Raw genomic sequence first — 19189 nt, 5'->3', positions numbered from 1 at the left:
AAGCTGTGAACTCAATTACACTAGAAACCGCGTCACGAAACGTTGATCAGTGCATCTCCTTCGTGTCCGGGAACGGCACCTTCGCTTGCCAGGTGTCGCGGACCGCGAAAAGAGGGCCGTGCGCCGTCGGGGGGCGCACGGACCCGATATCAAAGAGGCCGTTCGGCGCCTACGGGGAGGCGCTGAACGGCCTCTTTGTTCTGCGCCTCAGTCCAGGGACAGGGCGGGCTCGTCCAGCTCCATGCGGGCGCCCATCAGCTCGGCCAGCCCGTGGTACGGGTCCCCGTGCTCGACGCCGTCGGCGGTGCTGCGCAGGCTCAGCACCGAGACGCCCTCGTCGCGGCCTGCGGCCACGCTGACCTCGTCCAGCGTCGACATCGCGTACTCGTCCAGGTAGAGGTCCAGCGCCAGCACCCAGCCGGTCTTGTCCTGGTCGAGCCGCGCGCTGGCGACGTCGCGGCTGTCCACCCACTGCGCTCCGGGGCGGTCCCGCAGGTCGATGATCGGGCGCGAGGCCAGCTCGCTGAGCTGCTCCTCCTCGGCCTCGCGGAGCATCGCGAGCGTGCCGGCGAGCAGGCGCTTCGCGGCGCTGGCGTCGCTGGGGAGCAGCAGCAGGCCCCGGTCGGTGACCAGCAGGTCGTAGGCCTCGCCCGAGCACTGCACGGGGCTGACGATGCCGGCCAGCGTCGGCTCGGGTTCCTCGGCGGGCTCGCGGGTGTGGTGCAGCGGGACGCCGAGGTCGACCAGCACCCGGTGCAGGCCGGGGATGAGCCGCGGGTCGGCGACGGCCGGGCGGACCAGCCGGTCCGGGTCCAGCGGGCGGCCGTTGGCCAGCCGCACCCCGGGCGGGCCGCCCCAGTCCAGCTCGTGGTGCGCGCGGCGGGCGCAGATCAGCGCGTCGACGACGGTGCACCCGAGCAGCTCGGTGAGGGTGTCCTCGGCGGCCCGGTCGATCGTCGAGGGGTGCAGGCCGGGGTTGAGCACCGGGTTGATCAGGTCCCGGCCGTGGCCGCGGTGGATGGCCGCGAGGAACCCCTGGATCGTCGCGTCCACGCCGAGCCCGCACTGGTGCGCGGCGGCGCTGAGCTGCGCGGCCTTCTCGGCGGCCTGCGCGGCGCCGGCCTGCCGGACGACCTCCGGCCACGGCATCCGAGGGCCGAGCGAGTCCACCAGCAGGCGGTCCTCCAGCTCGGGCACCGCGTTGCGGGGCTTGCGCAGGATCGCGAACGCCGGGCGCTCGTCGACCTCCTTGTCGGCGGAGGAGAGCCGCTTCATCAGCTCGACCCGGGCGCGCACCGGCAGTTCGCCGCGCTCCTCGGCGATGGCCTGCTTGGCGCGCTCGGCCAGCGCGGGCTTGCGCGCGGGGTGGTCCATGAAGCTGCGGAAGCCCAGCAGCACGTCGGGGGCGTGGCCGATGGTGGCGGCCAGGCTGAGGTACTCGTCGGTGTAGTCCCGCCAGCCGAGCTCCACCGCCACGGACTTGCGCAGCGCCATCACCGCCGTCCGCTTGCCGGAGACGCGCACCGCGGCGGCGTCCCCGGCGAGCACGAGCTCCTTGGTGGTGGTGGACGCGATCGCGGTGAACACCCGCGCGTAGCCGGCGAACAGCCACTTCACCGGGCCGGTGGTGAGCCCGTCGGTGGTGCGCTGGACGCTGGCCAGCACCCGGTGCGCGGTCACGGCGAGCCTGCTGCGGCCGGTGAGCCTGCCGACGGAATGCGCCAGCGAAGCCCCGAGCTCGGCGGTGGTCAGCGCCGCCAGCAGCGGTAACCCGATCTCCAGGTAGCGGGTTCGGGTGCGCAGGCCGAGCAGCGCGGTGTCCTCGCGGACGGTCACGCGCGGCTCGGAGGTGATGCGGATCTCGTCGGGGAGCGGGGAATCGGTGGCGTCGACGAGCTGGTCGATGGTGCGCCACAGGTTGGGCTGGTTCACCCGGTCCACCGGGACGCCGCGCGGCCGGACCCGGTTGCGCAGCACCGCGCGCAAACCGATGACCAGGATCGCGCCGACGACGACGGCGGCGAAGGCGACCTTCAGCCCTCCGACGGTGTCGCGGCGGAAAGTCATGCCTGCCAGCATCAGCAGGCCGGCGACCAGGCCGAGGGACACGACGAAGAAACCGATGTGCAACGCCAGCGCCAAGGCGGCGCGCCAGGGGCCACGCACGTGCAAAACTCCGGAGGGGAAGCGGAAGGTCGGGCTCGCAGTCTTCGCGACTGCAAGTCCAACCGTCAACAACGGTGTGACAAGCGATATCGACTTGATCTAGTCCAGCAACACCACGTCCACTGTGGACCCAGCGGGCAAACCGGTCACGTCCTCCGGAATCGCCAGCAGGCAGTTCGCCTTCGCGAGGCTGCCGAGCAGGTGCGAACCGGGTGCTCCCTGCAGGCTGACCTGCCCGGTGGCCGGGTCGAACACCCCGCGCCGGAACTGCCGCTTGCCCGCGGGCGCGGTCAACGCTTCTGCCAGCACGGCCTGCCGCGCGGGCCGCGAGGTCGTGGCGTGCCCGGCGGCGGCCAGCATCGCCGGGCGCACGAACACCTCGAACGACACCATCGAGCTCACCGGGTTGCCGGGCAGCGTGACCACCGCGAACGCGTCCCGGTAGCGGCCGCAGCCCTGCGGCATCCCCGGCTGCATCGCGACCTTGGCGAACTCCACGCCGTTGCCGGCGAGGGCGTCCTTGACCACCTCGTAGGCCCCGGCGCTGACCCCGCCCGAGGTCAGCAGCAGGTCGGCGGAGTCCAGGTGGTCCTGCAGGGTCGCGTGGAAGGCGTCGACGTCGTCGGGCACGAACCGCAGCAGCGTCGGCTCGCCACCGGCTTCGCGCACCGCGGCGGCCAGCATCAGCCCGTTGGACTCGTAGATCTGCCCGCGCTGCAGCTCCTCGCCCGGTGCGACCAGCTCCGACCCGGTCGACAGCACCAGCGCCCGCACCGGCCGGTGCACGGCCAGCTCGGCGACGCCGACGGCGGCGGCCACGCCCAGCTGCGCGGCGCCCAGCCGGGTGCCCGCGGTGAGCACCGTGGTCCCCTCGGCGACGTCCTCGCCCGCTCGGCGGACGTGCGCGCCCGGCTGCACCGAGCCGAACAGCGCCACGGTGCCGGTGCCGGCATCGGTGCGCTCCACCGGGATGACCGCGTCGGCGCCCGGGGGCAGCTGGGCGCCGGTCATGATCCGGTGCGCGGTGCCGGGCTGCAGCGGCGGCACGTCGACCCGGCCGGCCGGGATGTCCTCGGACACCGGCAGCTTCACCGGCGCGTCCTGGGCGGCCTCGGTCAGGTCGACCGAGCGGACCGCGTAGCCGTCCATCGCGGAGTTGCTGAACGGCGGCAGCGAGATCGGCGCGACCAGATCGGTGGCCAGCGCCAGACCCAGGCAGTTCTCCAGCGGGCGCGTTTCGACCGGCGTGCGGGTCAGCAGCGAGGCGACCTTCGCGCGGTGATCGGCGACCGACGTCAGCTCGTGTGCGGGGTTGTTGGACGACACGCCACGCATCATCTGTCATCGGCACCCGCGCTGTCGCCATCGGCGTGGGATTGCTCGCGCGCGAGCGGATGGCACAATGCCGGTCTTCTCCGCGGGGGTGCGGGTTTCCCGCCGGGGGCGCGGACTTTCCGGGGTCGGGAGCGGCCTTCGTAGAATCGCCGTGCCCGCGCCGAGCGGTGGGGGACCCGAAGGGGGTTGTGCTGTGCAGGTCCGTACTCGTCACACGCCGTCGTACGGGGTCGCCCGGCTGATGCTGGCGCCGGGGGAGCCGGTGCGGGTGGAGTCCGGGTCGATGCTGGCCACCAGCTACGGCGTGACCGTCGAGGCGCGTGCGCAGGGCGGGTTCCTCAAGTCGCTGGCCCGTTCCGCGCTGGGCGGTGAGTCGTTCTACGTCTCGACCTACACCGCGCCGCAGCAGGGCGGCTGGGTCGACGTGGCGCCGACGCTGCCCGGTGATCTCAACGTGCTGGAGCTCGACGGCCGGGTCGGCTGGTGCGTGACCAAGGGCAACTGGCTGGCCTCGGCGAGCACGGTGCAGGTGGAGGCGCAGTGGGGCGGTTTCCAGAACCTCTTCGGCGGTGAGGGCGGTTTCCTCACCCGGCTCAGCGGGCACGGTTCGGCGGTGGTGGCCTGCTACGGCGCGCTGGACGTGGTGACGCTGCAGCCCGGCGAGTACGTCACGATCGACACCGGTCACGTGGTCGCCTACGCCGACACGGTGCAGAGCCAGCTGCGGCAGATGAACCAGGGCGTGGCGCAGTCGCTCAAGAGCGGCGAGGGCCTGGTTTTCGACTTCGCCGGTCCGGGACAGGTGCTGACCCAGACCCGGAATCCGCGCGGCTTGGTCGGCTGGCTTCGCGCGAATGGCTTCGGCGCGCGTTCCTGACATCGTCGTTCGGAACAATCGCGAATGGTGTTCGGGAGCCTTTGGTCTGATCCATCCGCATGTTCGGCGTTGCGCCCGCGTTTCATCGGGTGCGACTTCGTCACCGTTTTTCGCCGGGAGTGGAAAACGATTGCGACACTCGGGGGAATTAGCTCCCTTCGATGACGCAACGTGGCCGGAGCGGCCACCCGTTCGGCCCAGCGTTTAACGGAAAAGTCGTATTGCCGAACCCGCGACGAGCCCGATTTTCCGGAGTAGTGTGGCCGATGCTCCAGCGGCGCTAGCGTCGTGCATCACATTTTCTTGAGGAGGACGCCGTGGCGGTCGGCACGGTCAAATGGTTCAACTCGGAGAAGGGCTACGGATTCATCGCGACGGACGGTGGATCCGATGTGTTCGTCCATTACTCCGCGATCAACATGTCTGGTTTCCGCACCCTTTCCGAGGGAGATCGGGTCGAATTCGAGGTGAAAGCCGGCCGTGATGGCCGAACTCAAGCCGACGGCGTTCGCAAGGTCTGACAAGAACTTCGCACCAGGTCGTCGTGCGGCCCGGTTCTCCGAACCAGGAGAACCGGGCCGCAGCGCGCGGAGTCCCCGAAACCTGCGCACGTGCGCGACTCGCGGCGACTACGCTGCCGGGTGTGTCGGATGATTTGACCGGTCGGAAGCTCGGCCACTACAAGATCGACGGCGTGCTCGGTCGCGGTGGGATGAGCGTGATGTACCGCGCCACCGACGTCCGGCTCGGCCGCAAGGTCGCGTTGAAGGTGATGGGGGAGCACATCACCGGCGACTCCGAGTTCCGCGAGCGCTTCGTCGACGAGGCCCGCAACACCTCGGCCATCGACCACGCCAACATCGTGCCGCTGTACGACTTCGGCGAGGTCGACGGCCTGCTGTACATCGCGATGCGGCTGGTCGAGGGCACCGATCTGGCGGGGCTGATCTCCGAGGGGCCGATCTCGCCGAAGCGCACCCTGGAGCTGCTCGGGCAGATCGCCGAGGCGCTGGACATGCTGCACGAGCGCGGTCTGGTGCACCTCGACCTCAAGCCGGCGAACGTGCTGGTCACCTCGCGCGAGTCGGCGCACGAGCACGTCTACCTCGCTGACTTCGGGCTGACCCGCCGGGGCGCCACCGGCCACCGCACCTCCTCCGGCGACTTCCTGGGCTCGCCGACCTACGCCGCGCCCGAGCACCTGCGCGGCGAGCCGGTCGACGGCCGCACCGACCAGTACGCGCTGGCCTGCATGCTCTTCGCCTGCTTGACCGGGCGCCCGCCGTTCGGCGGGTCGGTGCAGGAGGTCATCCAAGGTCACCTGGGCGTCGAACCGCCGACGCCGGGATCGCTGGTGCTGCTGCCGCCGCCGATCGACGAGGTGCTCCGCCGGGGCATGGCCAAGCGCGCCGACCAGCGCTACGCCAGCTGCCAGGCCCTGATCGCCGCGGCCCGCACCGCGCTCGGACCGGCCGCGGGGGAGGCCCCGGCACCGCCGCGCGTCGCGCAGCAGCCGGTGCCGCAGCCCGCGTCCCAGCCGTTCCCGCAGCAGGTGCCCCAGCAGTCCGGGCCGTACGCGCAGCAGTCCTACCCCGGCTACCAGCAGCAGCCGGTGCGCCTGCGGCCGCCGATGCCCGCCGGGTCCTCGTCGTTCGCCAAGACCTCGTCCGGCGGTGCGGCGAAGTGGATCGTGCCGGTGCTGGTGGGCGTCGCCCTGCTGGTGATCGTGCTGCTGTTCGTGGCGATGGCCACGTCCGGCGGCGGTTCGGGCGCGCCCTCGACGCCGTCTTCCGGGGAACTGCCGACCTCGGTGCCGACCGCCGACGGGTGAGCCCGCGTCAGGTCGCTTGCACTCGACCCCGGTGAGTGCTAAACACGGTACTGGCACTCATCAGGGTTGAGTGCCAGGTCGGGACGGTGAGGTCGTTCCGGCGGTGCCACATGACGGCGCCGTCGCACGATCGTCCGTCGCGGGCACCGAGCCTGGCCGAGCAGAGTCCTGCCGTCGTGCACGCACCAGTGTGCACCGTCGGCGTCCTGATAGGTGGAGGACCACACCGCAATGGCCAAGATGATCGCGTTCGACGAGGACGCCCGCCGCGGTCTTGAGCGCGGCATGAACACCCTCGCCGACGCCGTCAAGGTGACGCTCGGCCCCAAGGGCCGGAATGTCGTGCTCGAGAAGAAGTGGGGCGCGCCGACCATCACCAACGACGGCGTCTCGATCGCCAAGGAGATCGAGCTCGAGGACCCGTGGGAGAAGATCGGGGCCGAGCTGGTCAAGGAGGTCGCGAAGAAGACCGACGACGTCGCGGGTGACGGCACCACCACCGCCACCGTGCTCGCCCAGGCCCTGGTTCGCGAGGGTCTGCGCAACGTCGCGGCCGGCGCCTCCCCGATCGCCCTGAAGAAGGGCATCGAGAAGGCCACCGAGGCGATCGCTGAGCAGCTGCTCAAGAACGCCAAGGAGATCGAGACCAAGGACCAGATCGCCGCCACCGCCGCGATCTCCGCCGGCGACCGCCAGATCGGCGAGCTCATCGCCGAGGCGATGGACAAGGTCGGCAAGGAAGGCGTCATCACCGTCGAGGAGAGCAACACCTTCGGGCTCGAGCTCGAGCTCACCGAGGGCATGCGCTTCGACAAGGGCCTCATCTCGATGTACTTCGTGACCGACACGGAGCGCATGGAGGCCGTCCTCGACGACCCGTACATCCTGCTGCTGAGCAGCAAGGTCTCCAACGTCAAGGACCTCCTCCCGCTGCTGGAGAAGGTCATGCAGGCCAACAAGCCGCTGCTGATCATCGCCGAGGACGTCGAGGGCGAAGCCCTGTCGACCCTGGTGGTCAACAAGATCCGCGGCACCTTCAAGTCCGTCGCCGTCAAGGCCCCGGGCTTCGGCGACCGCCGCAAGGCGATGCTGCAGGACATGGCCATCCTCACCGGTGGTCAGGTCATCAGCGAAGAGGTCGGCCTCAAGCTGGACACCGCTGACCTGAGCCTGCTGGGCCAGGCCCGCAAGGTCGTGGTGACCAAGGACGAGACCACCATCGTCGAGGGTGCTGGCGACGACGAGCAGATCGCCGGCCGGGTCAACGAGATCCGCGCCGAGATCGAGCGCTCGGACTCCGACTACGACCGCGAGAAGCTGCAGGAGCGCCTGGCCAAGCTGGCCGGCGGTGTTGCGGTCATCAAGGCCGGTGCGGCGACCGAGGTCGAGCTCAAGGAGCGCAAGCACCGCATCGAGGACGCGGTCCGCAACGCCAAGGCCGCGGTCGAGGAGGGCATCGTCGCCGGTGGTGGCGTGGCTCTGCTGCAGGCCGCGCAGACCGCTTTCGACGGCCTCAAGCTCGAGGGCGACGAGGCGACCGGTGCCAACAGCGTCAAGCTGGCCGTCGAGGCCCCGCTCAAGCAGATCGCGATCAACGCCGGTCTCGAGGGTGGCGTCGTCGCGGAGAAGGTCAAGAACCTCACCTCCGGCCACGGCCTCAACGCCGCGACCGGCGAGTACGAGGACCTGGTGCAGGCCGGCGTCATCGACCCGGCCAAGGTCACCCGCTCGGCGCTGCAGAACGCCGCGTCGATCGCCGCGCTGTTCCTGACCACCGAAGCCGTGGTCGCGGACAAGCCGGAGAAGGGCGGGGACGCGGCTGCCGCGGCCGCCGACCCGACCGGTGGCATGGGTGGCATGGGCTTCTGAGTCCATCCCGCAGCTGACGAGGGCCGTCCCCACCAGGGGGCGGCCCTTCGTCTTCGCGCCAGGCGGGTAGGTGACCCGGTCGGGTCACGCCCCGGTGTGTTGGACTGGGGTGTCACCGTTGGAGTGGATGGGGAGCTCGATGCGCGCTTGTGCCAGGTCGTTCGCGGTGTGCGTGGCCGGGATGATGGCCTTGGCCGGCTGCACCAACTCCCCGCCGCAGCCTGAGGAGCCCGCCCCGCAGAGCTCCGACGCGCTGCCCGGCGAGGGTGTTCCGGCGGTGGTGCCGCAGCCGGAGTCGATCGACCGGCTCGGCCAGGACGTCGCGGTGCGCGGCAAGGTCGAGGTCGTGGTCGACCCGCTGGTGGACCGGCAGACCCAGGACCTCGCCAAGCAGGTGCTCGAACTCGCCGGTGCCGACGAGGTCGTGGTCCGCGAACCCGGTGCCCCCGCCGAGGACGCCGCGCTGCGCGTGCGGATCGGGGAGCGCACCTCGCCGACCGTGGTCAAGGGTCTGCAGGACGCGCGCATGGGCGCGCCGGTGCCGATGGAGAAAGAGGCCTACGTGCTGGCGGTCCGCCCGGACACCGACATGGAGGTGTTCATCGGAGCCTCCGACCCGGCCGGTGCCTACTACGGCGTGCAGACGCTGCGGCAGCTCGTCTCGCCCGGCCGCATCGCCGGTGTCGGCGTGCTGGACCGGCCCGCGATGCCGCTGCGCGGTGCGATCGAGGGCTTCTACGGTCCACCGTGGACGCACCAGGAGCGGATGGACCAGCTGGCCTTCTACGGTGACGTCAAGCTCAACACCTACGTCTACGCGCCCAAGGACGACCCGTACCACCGGGAGAAGTGGCGCGAGCCCTACCCGGAGCAGGAGCTCGGCGAGGTCCGCGAGCTGATCGGGCAGGCCGGGGCGCACCACGTGAAGTTCACCTTCGCGCTCTCGCCGGGCAACTCCATCTGCTACAGCGATCCGCGCGATTTCCAGGCGCTGCAGGCGAAGTTGCAGGCCATGTACGACGAGGGCGTCCGCGACTTCTCGCTGCCGCTGGACGACATCTCCTACACCCGCTGGAACTGCGCCGGTGACGAGCAGGCCTACGGCCGTCCCTCGGAGGGCTCGGCCGGCCGGGCGCAGGCCGACCTGCTCAACAGGGTGCAGCGCGAGTTCGTCGACACCCACCCCGGGGTGGCGCCGCTGCAGTTCGTGCCGACCGAGTACTCCGACGTCGAGGACTCGGAGTACAAGACGGCGATCCGCGAGGTGCTGGACCCGCGCGTGCTGGTGATGTGGACCGGTGATGGCGTGATCCCGCGCCAGATCACGGTTTCCGACGCGCAGCAGGCCGAAACCGTGTGGGGCCGCAAGGTGTTCCTGTGGGACAACTACCCGGTCAACGACTTCAACGGTTCGCGCGGCCGGATCATGCTGGGCTCCTACGACAAGCGCGAGCGCGGGCTCAGCGATCAGCTGGCCGGTGGCGTGGTGAACCCGATGAACCAGGCGGCGGCGAGCAAGGTCGTGGAGATCGGCGCGGCCGACTTCTCCTGGAACGACGAGCACTTCGACCCGCAGCGGTCGTGGCGGGCCGCCGCCGAGTACCTGGCGGGCAAGCGGCTCGCGGGTGACGAGCCGGGCGTGCAGGCCGATCCGGCGACGGTGGAGTCGCTGCTGGCGTTCTTCGACCTGGAGCACATGGCCCCGGTCGCCAACGGTTCCGCCTGGCTGCCGCCGGCTCCGGAGCTCTCCCGGCGCCTCGACGCGTTCCGCGCGGCGTGGGCTGGCGGCGACCGCCGGGCGGCGGTCCAGGACCTGCGGGCTTACGCGCAGCTCATCGCGAACGCGCCGGAGCGCATCCGCGCCGGGGCGCCGAGGGACTTCGTCACCGACACCGACCACTGGCTGGCCGCGACCGACCAGTGGGGTCAGGCGCTGCTGGCCACGGCCAACGGCCTGGACGCCCGTGCCGCCGGTGACGAGGGCATGGCCAGGGCGCGCTTCGACGAGGCGGGCTGGGCGGTCGACTCGGCCAAGCGCATCCACTCCACCCCCGCCGAGGTCCGCCCCGCGGGTCAGGTGCTGGTGGCCGACGGTGTCCTCGACACCTTCATCGCCCAGGCGCCCGGACTGCGGTGATCAGGGCCGGAGCTGTCCGTGCCTCCGACCGGTCAGATCTGCCCGCTGCCGACGTCGGTCCGGAAGATGTCGACCAGATCGGTCTCCTGGGCCTCCCACCGGTCGTAGAGCGCGTCGCGGCCGTACCGGGCCACGAGCTGTGACTCGGCCCGGGTGATCGGGACGAGGGTGATCAGCTGCAGCACCGGCTGCCCGTCGTCGAGCAGGACGTCGAACTCGTCGCCCAGGTAGGGGTGCGGGGCGGCGAGGGCGCCGGCGATCGCGGTGTCGGGCAGCAGGATCCGGTCGTTCATGATCAGCGCGCCGTAGCCGACCCGGGCCTGCGACTCGGTGAGCAGCTCGGCGACCACGCCCACCAGGTGCTTGGCGTAGACCTCCTGGTCCGCGCGCAGCGTGCACAGCAGCTCCTGCGGCAGCGGCGCACCGGCGGTGTGCTCGCGGAGCCCGCTGGTCAGCACGGTCACGTGGGCGCCGTCGGCGTGGTCGCAGTACACGAGGTTGTAGGCCCGCTCGCGCCCACCGGCGCTGCGGCTGTCGGCGCCCCGAACCCGCCCGACGTGCTTCTCCACGTGCGCCGGGAACCCCTGGAACCTGCTCATGAACCACCCCTAGATCGACCGAGGCGCATCCTATGGGGTGACGGCGTGCGGTCGAATAGGCTCGGGGTGTGGCTGACGCTCCCGAGATGAAATCACCGGCCGAGGTCGCGGCGGCGCTGGACGAGACCGGTTACCTGCCCGATGACGGGATCGCGACCGCGGCCTTCCTGGCGATGCGGATGCGGCGCCCGCTGCTGACCGAAGGCGAACCGGGCACCGGCAAGACCGCGCTCGCGCAGGCCCTGGCCTCGGCGCTCGGGGTGAACCTGATCCGCCTGCAGTGCCACGAGGGCATCGACGCCGCGCAGGCGCTCTACGACTGGGACTTCCCCCGGCAGCTGCTGCACCTGCGCACCCTGGAGGCCGCCTCCGGCGGTGAGCTGGACGCCGACGCCGCCGAATCCTCCCTCTACACGCCGCGGTTCCTGCTGGCCAGGCCGCTGCTGCGGGCCCTGCAGGAGGCTCCGTGCGTGCTGCTGGTCGACGAGATCGACCGGGCCGACGACGAGTTCGAGGCGTTCCTGCTGGAGGTGCTGTCGGAGTACGCGGTCAGCATCCCCGAGTACGGCGAGGTGCGGGCCGAGGAGCCGCCGATCGTCATCCTCACCTCAAACCGCACCCGCGAGGTCCACGACGCCCTCAAGCGCCGCTGCCTCTACCACTGGCTGGAGCACCCGGGCCTGGAGCGGGAGGTCGCCATCCTCCGCCGCCGGCTCCCGGGCGTGGACACCCGGCTGGCCGAGCAGGTCGCCGCGGCCCTCCAGCGGATGCGCCAGATGGAACTCCTCAAACCCCCGGGCGTGGCCGAGGCCATCGACTGGACCCAGGCCCTCCAGGCCCTGGGCACGGCCTCCCTCGACACCGAAACCGCCGCCACCACCCTCGGCGCGGTCCTCAAGTACCGAGAAGACGCGGAACGAGTCCGCTCAGCAGGCGTCCTCACCCCCTGACCGAACTTCAGCGGAACTCGGGACCCCGATTTCAGCGGAACTCGGGTTTGCGATTTCAGTGGAAGTCGGCAACACGAGTTCCACTGAGATCCGGTGCAGGTGGTGAGCTGCGGAGGGAGGGGTGTTGATGGCGGAGACCGTGACCGGGCTGGTGGGGTTCGCCCGGGCGCTGCGGCACTCGGGGATGGCCGTGGGGCCGAACCGGGTGCAGAGCTTCCTGGCCGCCGTGGAGCAGGTCGGGCTCGACGAGCGGGAGGGCGTGTACTGGGCCGGGCGGCTGACCCTGTGCTCCGAGCCCGACGACGTCGCCCGGTACGACGCCGCGTTCGCGACCTGGTTCAGCACCGAGCCGATGCCGATCGAGCAGCCCGGGAAGCCGGTGTCTCGGCCCGCGAAGATCGCGGCGTTGAGCGCTGAGACCTCCGACGGGGAAGGCGAGGGCGGTGAGGACCCCCTCGCGGCGGCCGCCAGCGATGCCGAGGTGCTGCGCAACCGAGACGTCACCGAGCTCAGCGCCGCTGAGCGCGATCACCTCCGCCGGATGCTGGCGGTGCTGCGCCCGGAGCCGCCGACGCGCCCTGCGCTGCGGCGCGAGCCGGGCAAGCGCGGGGCGCTGAGCCCCCGAGCGACGCTGCGGGCGATGCTGCGCTCCGGTGGTGAGCCGGTGCGCCTGCCCAAGCAGCACCGCTCGCGGCGGGCCCGCCGGGTCGTGCTGCTGATCGACGTCTCGGGTTCGATGAGCCCGTACTCGGATGCGCTGCTGCGCTTCGCGCACGTCGTGGTCCGGCGCGCCCCGGTGAGCACCGAGGTCTTCACGCTGGGGACCCGGATGACTCGCGTGAGCAGGCAGTTGCGCCAGCGCGACCCGGAATCCGCGCTGCAGGCGGCTTCTCGCGCGGTCCCCGACTTCTCCGGCGGAACACGACTGGGTGACACTCTCCGGGTGTTCTTGGACAGGTGGGGCCAGCGCGGCATGGCGCGCGGTTCCGTGGTGGTGCTCTTCTCCGACGGCTGGGAGCGCGGCGACGCCTCCGAGCTGTCCGAGCAGATGCGCAGGCTGCACCGCCTGGCGCGCGGCGTCATCTGGGCGAACCCGCACGCCGGGCACGACGGGTATCAACCCGTGCAATCCGGAATTGTGGCGGCCCTCCCGCACGTTGACCGGATGGTGGCCGGTCACAGCCTGAGGTCGCTGGAAGACATCTGGTCATGGGTTCGCAGACTTTCCCAGACCGGGGAGCAGCTCCCCGGCGTACCGGTCGGTTTCGCCTGACACCGGCCCAGGTGGATGCTTGAAGGGCCTGGAAGGCCCGTGGAGGTGTGCTGTGCGTGACGTGTTGGACGACTTGACCAAGCGCTGGGAGGCCGGCGAGTCCGTCGGACTGGGCACCGTGGTGGCCACCTTCCGCTCCGCGCCCCGCCCGGCCGGAGCCTCGATGCTCGTCACCCAGGAGGGTGAAGCTGTCGGCAGCGTCTCGGGTGGCTGCGTCGAAGGCGCCGTCTACGAGGAGGGCACGACGGTCCTGGAGGGCTCCGAACCGGTGCTGCGCCGCTACGGCGTCAGCGACGACGACGCCTTCGCCGTGGGTCTGACCTGCGGCGGGATCCTCGACATCTTCGTCGAGCGGATCGACCGCGAGACCTTCCCCGACCTCGACGAGGTCGCCGCATCGGTGCGCGCGGAGGAGCCGGTCGCGGTGGCCACCGTCATCGAGCACCCCGATCAGGCGAAGGTCGGCACCCACCTGCTGATCTGGCGCGAGCGGGTGCGCGGCACGCTCGGCGCGTCGCGGGTGGACGACGCGGTGGTCGACGACGCCCGCGGGATGCTGGCCAGCGGCCGCAGCGGCGTCATCGAGTACGGCCCGGAGGGCCAGCGCCGCGGCGAGGGCATGCGGGTGTTCGTCAACTCCTTCGAGCCGCCGCCCCGGATGCTGGTCTTCGGCGCGATCGACTTCGCCGCCGCGATGGCCCGGATGGGCGCGTTCCTCGGCTACCGGGTCACGGTCTGCGACGCCCGCCCGGTGTTCGCCACCAACAGCCGCTTCCCGGGCGTGGACGACGTGGTCGTCGACTGGCCGCACCGCTACCTCGCCAACGAGGCGGAGGAGGGGCGGCTCGACGAGCGCACCGCGATCATGGTGCTCACCCACGACCCGAAGTTCGACGTCCCGGTGCTCAAGGAAGCCCTGCGCATGGACGTCGGCTACATCGGCGCGATGGGCTCGCGGCGGACCCACGAGGACCGCATGAACCGGCTGCGCGAGGAAGGCGTCACCGAGGAGGAGCTGGCCCGCGTGTCCTCGCCGATCGGCCTCGACCTGGGCGCCAGGACCCCGGAGGAGACCGCCGTTTCCATCGGCGCGGAGCTGATCGCGCTGCGCTGGGGCGGCCGCGGTGTGAGGCTTTCGGACGTGGAGGGACCGATCCACCACCACGACTGAGTGCTCTTGCTCTCGCCGGGACGGAGTAGGACCCTCTAGCGGAGTGACATCCGTCACTCGGCGGATAGTCGTGTTCCCGAACGTCCGCGCTCCTGGCGAGGAGGCCGTTCCATGCCCCGCATCACCGTCAACGTCGACGGCACCAAGTACACCGACGAAGTGGAACCGAGAACGCTGCTCGTGCAGTACCTGCGCGAGCGGCTAGGCAAAACGGGCACCGTGGTCGGTTGCGACACCAGCAACTGCGGTGCCTGCACCGTCCACATGGACGGGCACAGCGTGAAGGCGTGCTCCGTCCTGGCCGTGCAGGCCGACGGTCACGACGTGACCACCATCGAAGGACTGTCCCAGGACGGCAAGCTGCACCCGCTGCAGGAGGCCTTCCACGACAACCACGCGCTGCAGTGCGGCTTCTGCACGCCCGGCATGATCATGCAGGCGCTCGACCTGCTGGCCGAAGACCCCGAACCCGACGAGCAGGCCGTGCGCGAGGGCATGGAGGGCAACCTCTGCCGCTGCACGGGCTACCAGAACATCGTCCGGGCCGTGCGCGACGCCGCTCAGCGCATGGAACCCGGCGCCGGCCCCGCCGCCGAGCACACCGATGACACGCCCATGCAGCGCAGGCCCGCCGACGAGCGGACCGGCGCCGAAGCCGCGGGAGGTCGCCAGTCATGACCGCAGTGGCAGAGCCGGAACTCGGTCGTTCCCGCAAGCGCAAGGAGGACGCGCGGCTGATCACCGGCCGCACGCGCTGGACCGACAACCTCGCGCCCAGCGGCACCATGCACCTGGCGATCCTGCGCTCACCGATGGCGCACGCCAAGATCACCGCGATCGACACCCAAGCGGCCAAGCAGTCGCCGGGCGTGGTCGCGGTCGTCACCGGCCGCGACATCGCCGACGTCCAGGGCAGCCTGCCGTGCGCGTGGCCGATCACCGAGGACATGAAGGCCCCTCCCGCGCCGCCGATGGCCGTCGACGAGGTGCGCTTCGCCGGTGAGGCGGTGGCGATGGTCGCCGCCCGCTCGGCCGCCGAGGCGCGCGACGCGATGGACGCCATCGACGTCGACTACGAGGACCTCCCCGTCGTGCTGGACATGCCCTCGGCGATCGAACCGGGATCGCCGCTGGTCCACCAGGACCTGGGCACCAACACCAACGCGGTGTGGACCTTCGACTCGGCCGAGGCCGGCACCGGCGGCGACGTCGAGCAGGTGCTGTCCGGCGCGGAGGTGCTCGTCGAGCGGACCTTCCGGCAGCAGCGGCTGATCCCGGCGTTCATGGAGCCGCGCTCGGTCGTCGTGGACCCGACCGGTGAGCAGATCACAGTCTGGTCGGCCACCCAGGTCCCGCACATCCTGCGGGTCATGCTGGCCATGACGCTCGGCGTCTCGGAGAGCAAGATCCGCGTCATCGCCCCCGACGTCGGCGGCGGGTTCGGCGGGAAGCTGCAGGTCACCCCCGAGGAAGTGCTCGCGTTCCTGATGGCCCAGCGGCTCGGCCGCCCGGTCAAGTGGACCGAGACCCGCTCGGAGACCATGATCTCGGCGCACCACGGCCGCGACCAGATCCAGAAGCTGTCGATGGCGGCCACCCGCGACGGCCGGATCACCGGGCTCAAGGTCGAGCTGCTCGCCGACATGGGCGCCTACCTGCGGCTGGTCACGCCGGGCGTGCCGATCCTGGGCGCGCTGATGTTCAACTCGATCTACAAGATCCCGGCCTACCACTTCAGCTGCACCAACGTGTTCACCAACAAGACGCCGACCGACGCCTACCGCGGCGCCGGACGTCCCGAGGCCACCTTCGGCATCGAGCGGATGATGGACGAGCTGGCCGCCGAGCTGGGCATGGAGCCGTTGGAGGTGCGGCGGAAGAACTGGATCGCCCACGACGAGTTCCCGTACGACACGGTCGCGGGCCTGACCTACGATTCGGGCAACTACGAGGCCGCGACCGACAAGGCGATGGAGCTGTTCGGCTACACCTCGCTGCGCGAGGAGCAGGAGCGCCGCCGCCGCGAGAACGACCCGGTGCAGCTGGGCATCGGCATCTCCACGTTCACCGAGATGTGCGGTCTCGCGCCCTCCCGGGTGCTGGGCTCGCTGTCCTACGGCGCGGGCGGCTGGGAGCACGCGTCGATCCGGATGCTGCCCACCGGCAAGGTCGAGGTCGTCACGGGTTCCTCCCCGCACGGCCAGGGGCACGAGACGGCGTGGAGCCAGATCGTCGCGGACCGGCTGGGCGTGCCGTTCGAGGACGTCGAGGTGCTGCACGGCGACACCCAGATCTCGCCGCGCGGCATGGACACCTACGGGTCCCGGTCGCTGACCGTCGGCGGCATGGCCGTCGTCGCGGCGGCCGACAAGGTCATCGACAAGGCCCGGCCGATCGCCGCGCACATGCTCGAATGCGCCGAGGAGGACCTGGAGTTCTCCGCCGGCCGGTTCGGGGTGCGCGGCACCGACCGGGGCGTGGGGATGGCCGAGGTCTCGCTCGCGGTGTTCGCCGCGCACGACCTGCCCGACGGGGTGGAGCCGAACCTGGACTCCGACGCCACGTTCGACCCGGAGAACTTCTCCTTCCCGCACGGCACCCACCTCTGCGCCACCGAGTTGGACACCGAGACCGGGCGGGTGAAGATCCGCAAGTACGTGTGCGTGGACGACATCGGATCGGTGATCAACCCGCTGATCGTGGAGGGCCAGGTGCACGGCGGTCTCGCCCAGGGCATCGCGCAGGCGCTCTACGAGGAGGCCGTCTACGACGAGACCGGCACGCTCACCACGGGCACGCTGGCCGACTACCTGGTGCCCTCGGCGGCCGACCTGCCGGAGTTCACCACCGATCGCACCGAGACCCGCGCGACCTCGAACGCCCTGGGCGTCAAGGGCGTGGGCGAGGCCGGAACCATCGCCTCCACACCGGCGGTGGTGAACGCGATCGTCGACGCGCTGCGCCCGATGGGCGTCAACGACGTCGAGATGCCCTGCTCGCCGCAGCGCGTGTGGCGCGCGATGACCGGCGCTCGTGAGTCCGGGAAGACGGCGCCCGAGGCGGGCGGCGGACTCGGTTCCATGAACCCCGAGGGAGGTGCCCGGTGATCCCGGCCCAGTTCGAATACGTCGCGCCGTCGAACGTCGACGAGGCGGTCGCCGCGCTCGCCGCAGCGGGCGAGGACGCCAAGGTGCTCGGCGGCGGGCAGAGCCTGCTGCCGGTGCTGCGGATGCGGATGGCCGATCCGAGCACCGTCGTCGACGTCGGCCGCATCCCGGAGATGCGAGGCGTCCGCGAGGACGGCGACCAGCTCGTCATCGGCGCCATGACCAGCCACTACGACGTCCAGCGCGATCCGCTGGTCGGTCAGCACGCCGAGCTGATCACGCTCGCCACCCGCACCGTCGCCGACCCGCAGGTGCGCCACCGGGGCACCTTCGGCGGCTCGCTGGCGCACGCGGACCCGGCAGGTGACCTGCCGGCGCCGGCGCTCGCGCTGGACGCCGAGATGGTCATCGCCGGTCCGTCCGGCCGGCGGACCGTCCCGGCCGAGGAGTTCTTCGTCGACTACTTCACCACCGCGCTGGAACCGGCGGACCTGCTGGTCGAGGTGCGGATGCCGAAGTGGACCGGCTGGAACGCCCACTACGAGAAGTTCAACCGGGTCGCCCAGGCCTGGTCGATCGTCGGCGTCGCCGCGTGCGTGCGGGTCTCCGGCGGCGCGATCGCCGAAGCGCGCATCGCGCTGACCAACATGGGCGCCATCCCCATCCGGGCGAGAGGAGTGGAGCAGGCGCTGGTCGGCCAGCAGGCCACCGCCGACGCGGTCCGCGCGGCGGCTCGGCACGCCACCGAAGGCACCAGCGCGACAGGCGATTCCAGCGCCGACGCCGACTACCGGGAGCACCTCGCCGAAGTGCTGACCGGACGCGCGGTCCTGGCGGCTGCGGGCGGCTGATCGCGATCACCGGGGTTCGGGTCTGGCGGCGCTTCCGAGGAATCGTCGCCAGGCCCGAATCGTTCTTGTGGGCGGGTGGTCCGGCCTCGCTGCGCCGAACGGGCTACCGGCACGCCGTCCGGCCTGGGAGGCTGAGGGGCGGACGGCGTTATAGCTTCAGACTCAACGACGGCTCTGCGCCTGAGCCGAGCACGGTCAATCAGGAGGACCTTCCAGTGGAGATGCAGCACACGTTCAGCGTTCCGGTGCCGATCGATGCGGCGTGGAAGGCGATGATCGATCCCGAGCGGGTCGCTCCGTGCATGCCCGGCGCCACGCTCACCAAGGCCGAGGGCAACGAGTTCGCCGGTTCGGTGAAGGTCAAGCTCGGCCCGGTCACGCTGCTGTACAAGGGCACCGGCGTCTTCAAGGAGATCGACGAGACGAACCGCCGCCTGGTCATCGACGCCAGCGGCAAGGATTCGCGGGGCGCTGGCACCGCGGCCGCGACGGTCGTGGTGAAGCTGACCGACGAGGGCGGCACCACCTCCGGCACCGTCGACACCGACCTCAAGGTCACCGGCAAGCCCGCTCAGCTGGGCCGCGGGCTGATCTCCGAGGTCGGCGGCAAGATCCTGAACCAGTTCGCCGACAACCTCGCCAAGAAGCTGGAGTCCGAGCAGGAGGCACCGGCGGGCGAGGGCTCGGCCGGGCAGGAGTCGACGTCGGCCGAGTCCCAGAGCAGCGCGGGCGGTTCGAACGGCAACGGCACCGCCGCAGCGGCCGGTGCGGCCGCAGCCGGTGGTGCTGCCGTGGGTTCGGCGCGGAAGGACACCAGCTGGCGGGTCACCCCGGCCAGCGCGGACGCGTCGAGCACGACCACGATCGCCGAGCCCGCCGCCAACGACGAGGCCATCGACCTGCTGGGCACCGCGGGTGCCCCGGTGCTCAAGCGCCTGGCCCCGGCCGCGGTCGGCCTGTTCGTCGCGTTCGTCGTGCTTCGCCGCTTCAAGAAGCGTCGCGCCCGCAAGCGCGCCGCCTGAC

General features: G+C 71.1%; 15 protein-coding genes. 12 read left to right on the top strand and 3 right to left on the bottom strand.

Annotated features, from left to right (window positions below):
* Positions 1-207: 207 nt before the first annotated feature.
* Positions 208-2166, bottom strand: a complete 1959-nt coding sequence (locus R4I43_RS18050) for a M48 family metallopeptidase (RefSeq protein ID WP_324266806.1) — start codon at positions 2164-2166, stop codon at positions 208-210.
* 99 nt (positions 2167-2265) lie between these two features.
* Positions 2266-3501 (bottom strand): molybdopterin molybdotransferase MoeA, encoded by a 1236-nt coding sequence (gene moeA, locus R4I43_RS18045; protein WP_324266931.1) that lies wholly within the window; start codon positions 3499-3501, stop codon positions 2266-2268.
* Between the two features lie 193 nt (positions 3502-3694).
* On the opposite strand from moeA, the gene R4I43_RS18040 reads away from it, so the two are divergent.
* The 5 genes from R4I43_RS18040 to R4I43_RS18020 all read left to right on the top strand — a co-directional run bounded on the left by R4I43_RS18040 (position 3695) and on the right by R4I43_RS18020 (position 10215).
* Positions 3695-4378 carry a TIGR00266 family protein gene (locus tag R4I43_RS18040; RefSeq protein WP_324266805.1) on the top strand — a complete coding sequence of 228 codons (684 nt, stop codon included), beginning with the start codon at positions 3695-3697 and terminating at the stop codon, positions 4376-4378.
* A gap of 317 nt (positions 4379-4695) precedes the next feature.
* Positions 4696-4899, top strand: a complete 204-nt coding sequence (locus R4I43_RS18035; RefSeq protein ID WP_093268692.1) for a cold-shock protein — start codon at positions 4696-4698, stop codon at positions 4897-4899.
* Between the two features lie 122 nt (positions 4900-5021).
* Positions 5022-6209, top strand: coding sequence for a serine/threonine-protein kinase (locus R4I43_RS18030; protein WP_324266804.1), 1188 nt, complete (start codon positions 5022-5024; stop codon positions 6207-6209).
* A gap of 231 nt (positions 6210-6440) precedes the next feature.
* Positions 6441-8078 (top strand): chaperonin GroEL, encoded by a 1638-nt coding sequence (gene groL, locus R4I43_RS18025; RefSeq protein WP_324266803.1) that lies wholly within the window; start codon positions 6441-6443, stop codon positions 8076-8078.
* A gap of 139 nt (positions 8079-8217) precedes the next feature.
* Positions 8218-10215 (top strand): beta-N-acetylhexosaminidase family protein, encoded by a 1998-nt coding sequence (locus R4I43_RS18020; protein ID WP_324266802.1) that lies wholly within the window; start codon positions 8218-8220, stop codon positions 10213-10215.
* Positions 10216-10247: 32 nt separating this feature from the next.
* Here R4I43_RS18020 and R4I43_RS18015 read toward each other — a convergent pair whose 3' ends face one another.
* On the bottom strand, positions 10248-10814 hold the full coding sequence (locus R4I43_RS18015) for a suppressor of fused domain protein (protein ID WP_324266801.1): 567 nt from the start codon (positions 10812-10814) through the stop codon (positions 10248-10250).
* A gap of 86 nt (positions 10815-10900) precedes the next feature.
* Here R4I43_RS18015 and R4I43_RS18010 point away from each other — a divergent pair, with 86 nt between their 5' ends.
* From R4I43_RS18010 to R4I43_RS17980, 7 genes are all read left to right on the top strand, one after another.
* Positions 10901-11764, top strand: a complete 864-nt coding sequence (locus R4I43_RS18010; RefSeq protein ID WP_324266930.1) for an AAA family ATPase — start codon at positions 10901-10903, stop codon at positions 11762-11764.
* Between the two features lie 127 nt (positions 11765-11891).
* Entirely contained in the window at positions 11892-13037 is a 1146-nt protein-coding gene (locus tag R4I43_RS18005; protein ID WP_324266800.1) for a vWA domain-containing protein, read from the top strand.
* 52 nt (positions 13038-13089) lie between these two features.
* Positions 13090-14208, top strand: a complete 1119-nt coding sequence (locus R4I43_RS18000) for an XdhC/CoxI family protein (protein WP_324266799.1) — start codon at positions 13090-13092, stop codon at positions 14206-14208.
* 111 nt (positions 14209-14319) lie between these two features.
* Positions 14320-14886: a (2Fe-2S)-binding protein gene (locus R4I43_RS17995; RefSeq protein ID WP_324266798.1), complete on the top strand. Its 567-nt coding sequence runs from the start codon at positions 14320-14322 to the stop codon at positions 14884-14886.
* Positions 14883-17315: a xanthine dehydrogenase family protein molybdopterin-binding subunit gene (locus tag R4I43_RS17990; RefSeq protein WP_324266797.1), complete on the top strand. Its 2433-nt coding sequence runs from the start codon at positions 14883-14885 to the stop codon at positions 17313-17315. Before R4I43_RS17995 ends, R4I43_RS17990 begins: the two co-directional genes overlap by 4 nt.
* The gene (locus R4I43_RS17985) at positions 17312-18166 is read left to right on the top strand and encodes an FAD binding domain-containing protein (protein ID WP_324266796.1); all 855 of its coding nucleotides are present in this window, start codon (positions 17312-17314) and stop codon (positions 18164-18166) included. Before R4I43_RS17990 ends, R4I43_RS17985 begins: the two co-directional genes overlap by 4 nt.
* A gap of 215 nt (positions 18167-18381) precedes the next feature.
* Positions 18382-19188, top strand: a complete 807-nt coding sequence (locus R4I43_RS17980; RefSeq protein ID WP_324266795.1) for an SRPBCC family protein — start codon at positions 18382-18384, stop codon at positions 19186-19188.
* Position 19189 lies beyond the last annotated feature (1 nt).

The organism is Saccharopolyspora mangrovi (assembly GCF_035320975.1).
In the GTDB taxonomy this organism is placed as follows: Bacteria; Actinomycetota; Actinomycetes; order Mycobacteriales; family Pseudonocardiaceae; genus Saccharopolyspora; species Saccharopolyspora mangrovi.
This window is presented reverse-complemented; position numbering and strand designations above follow the sequence as displayed.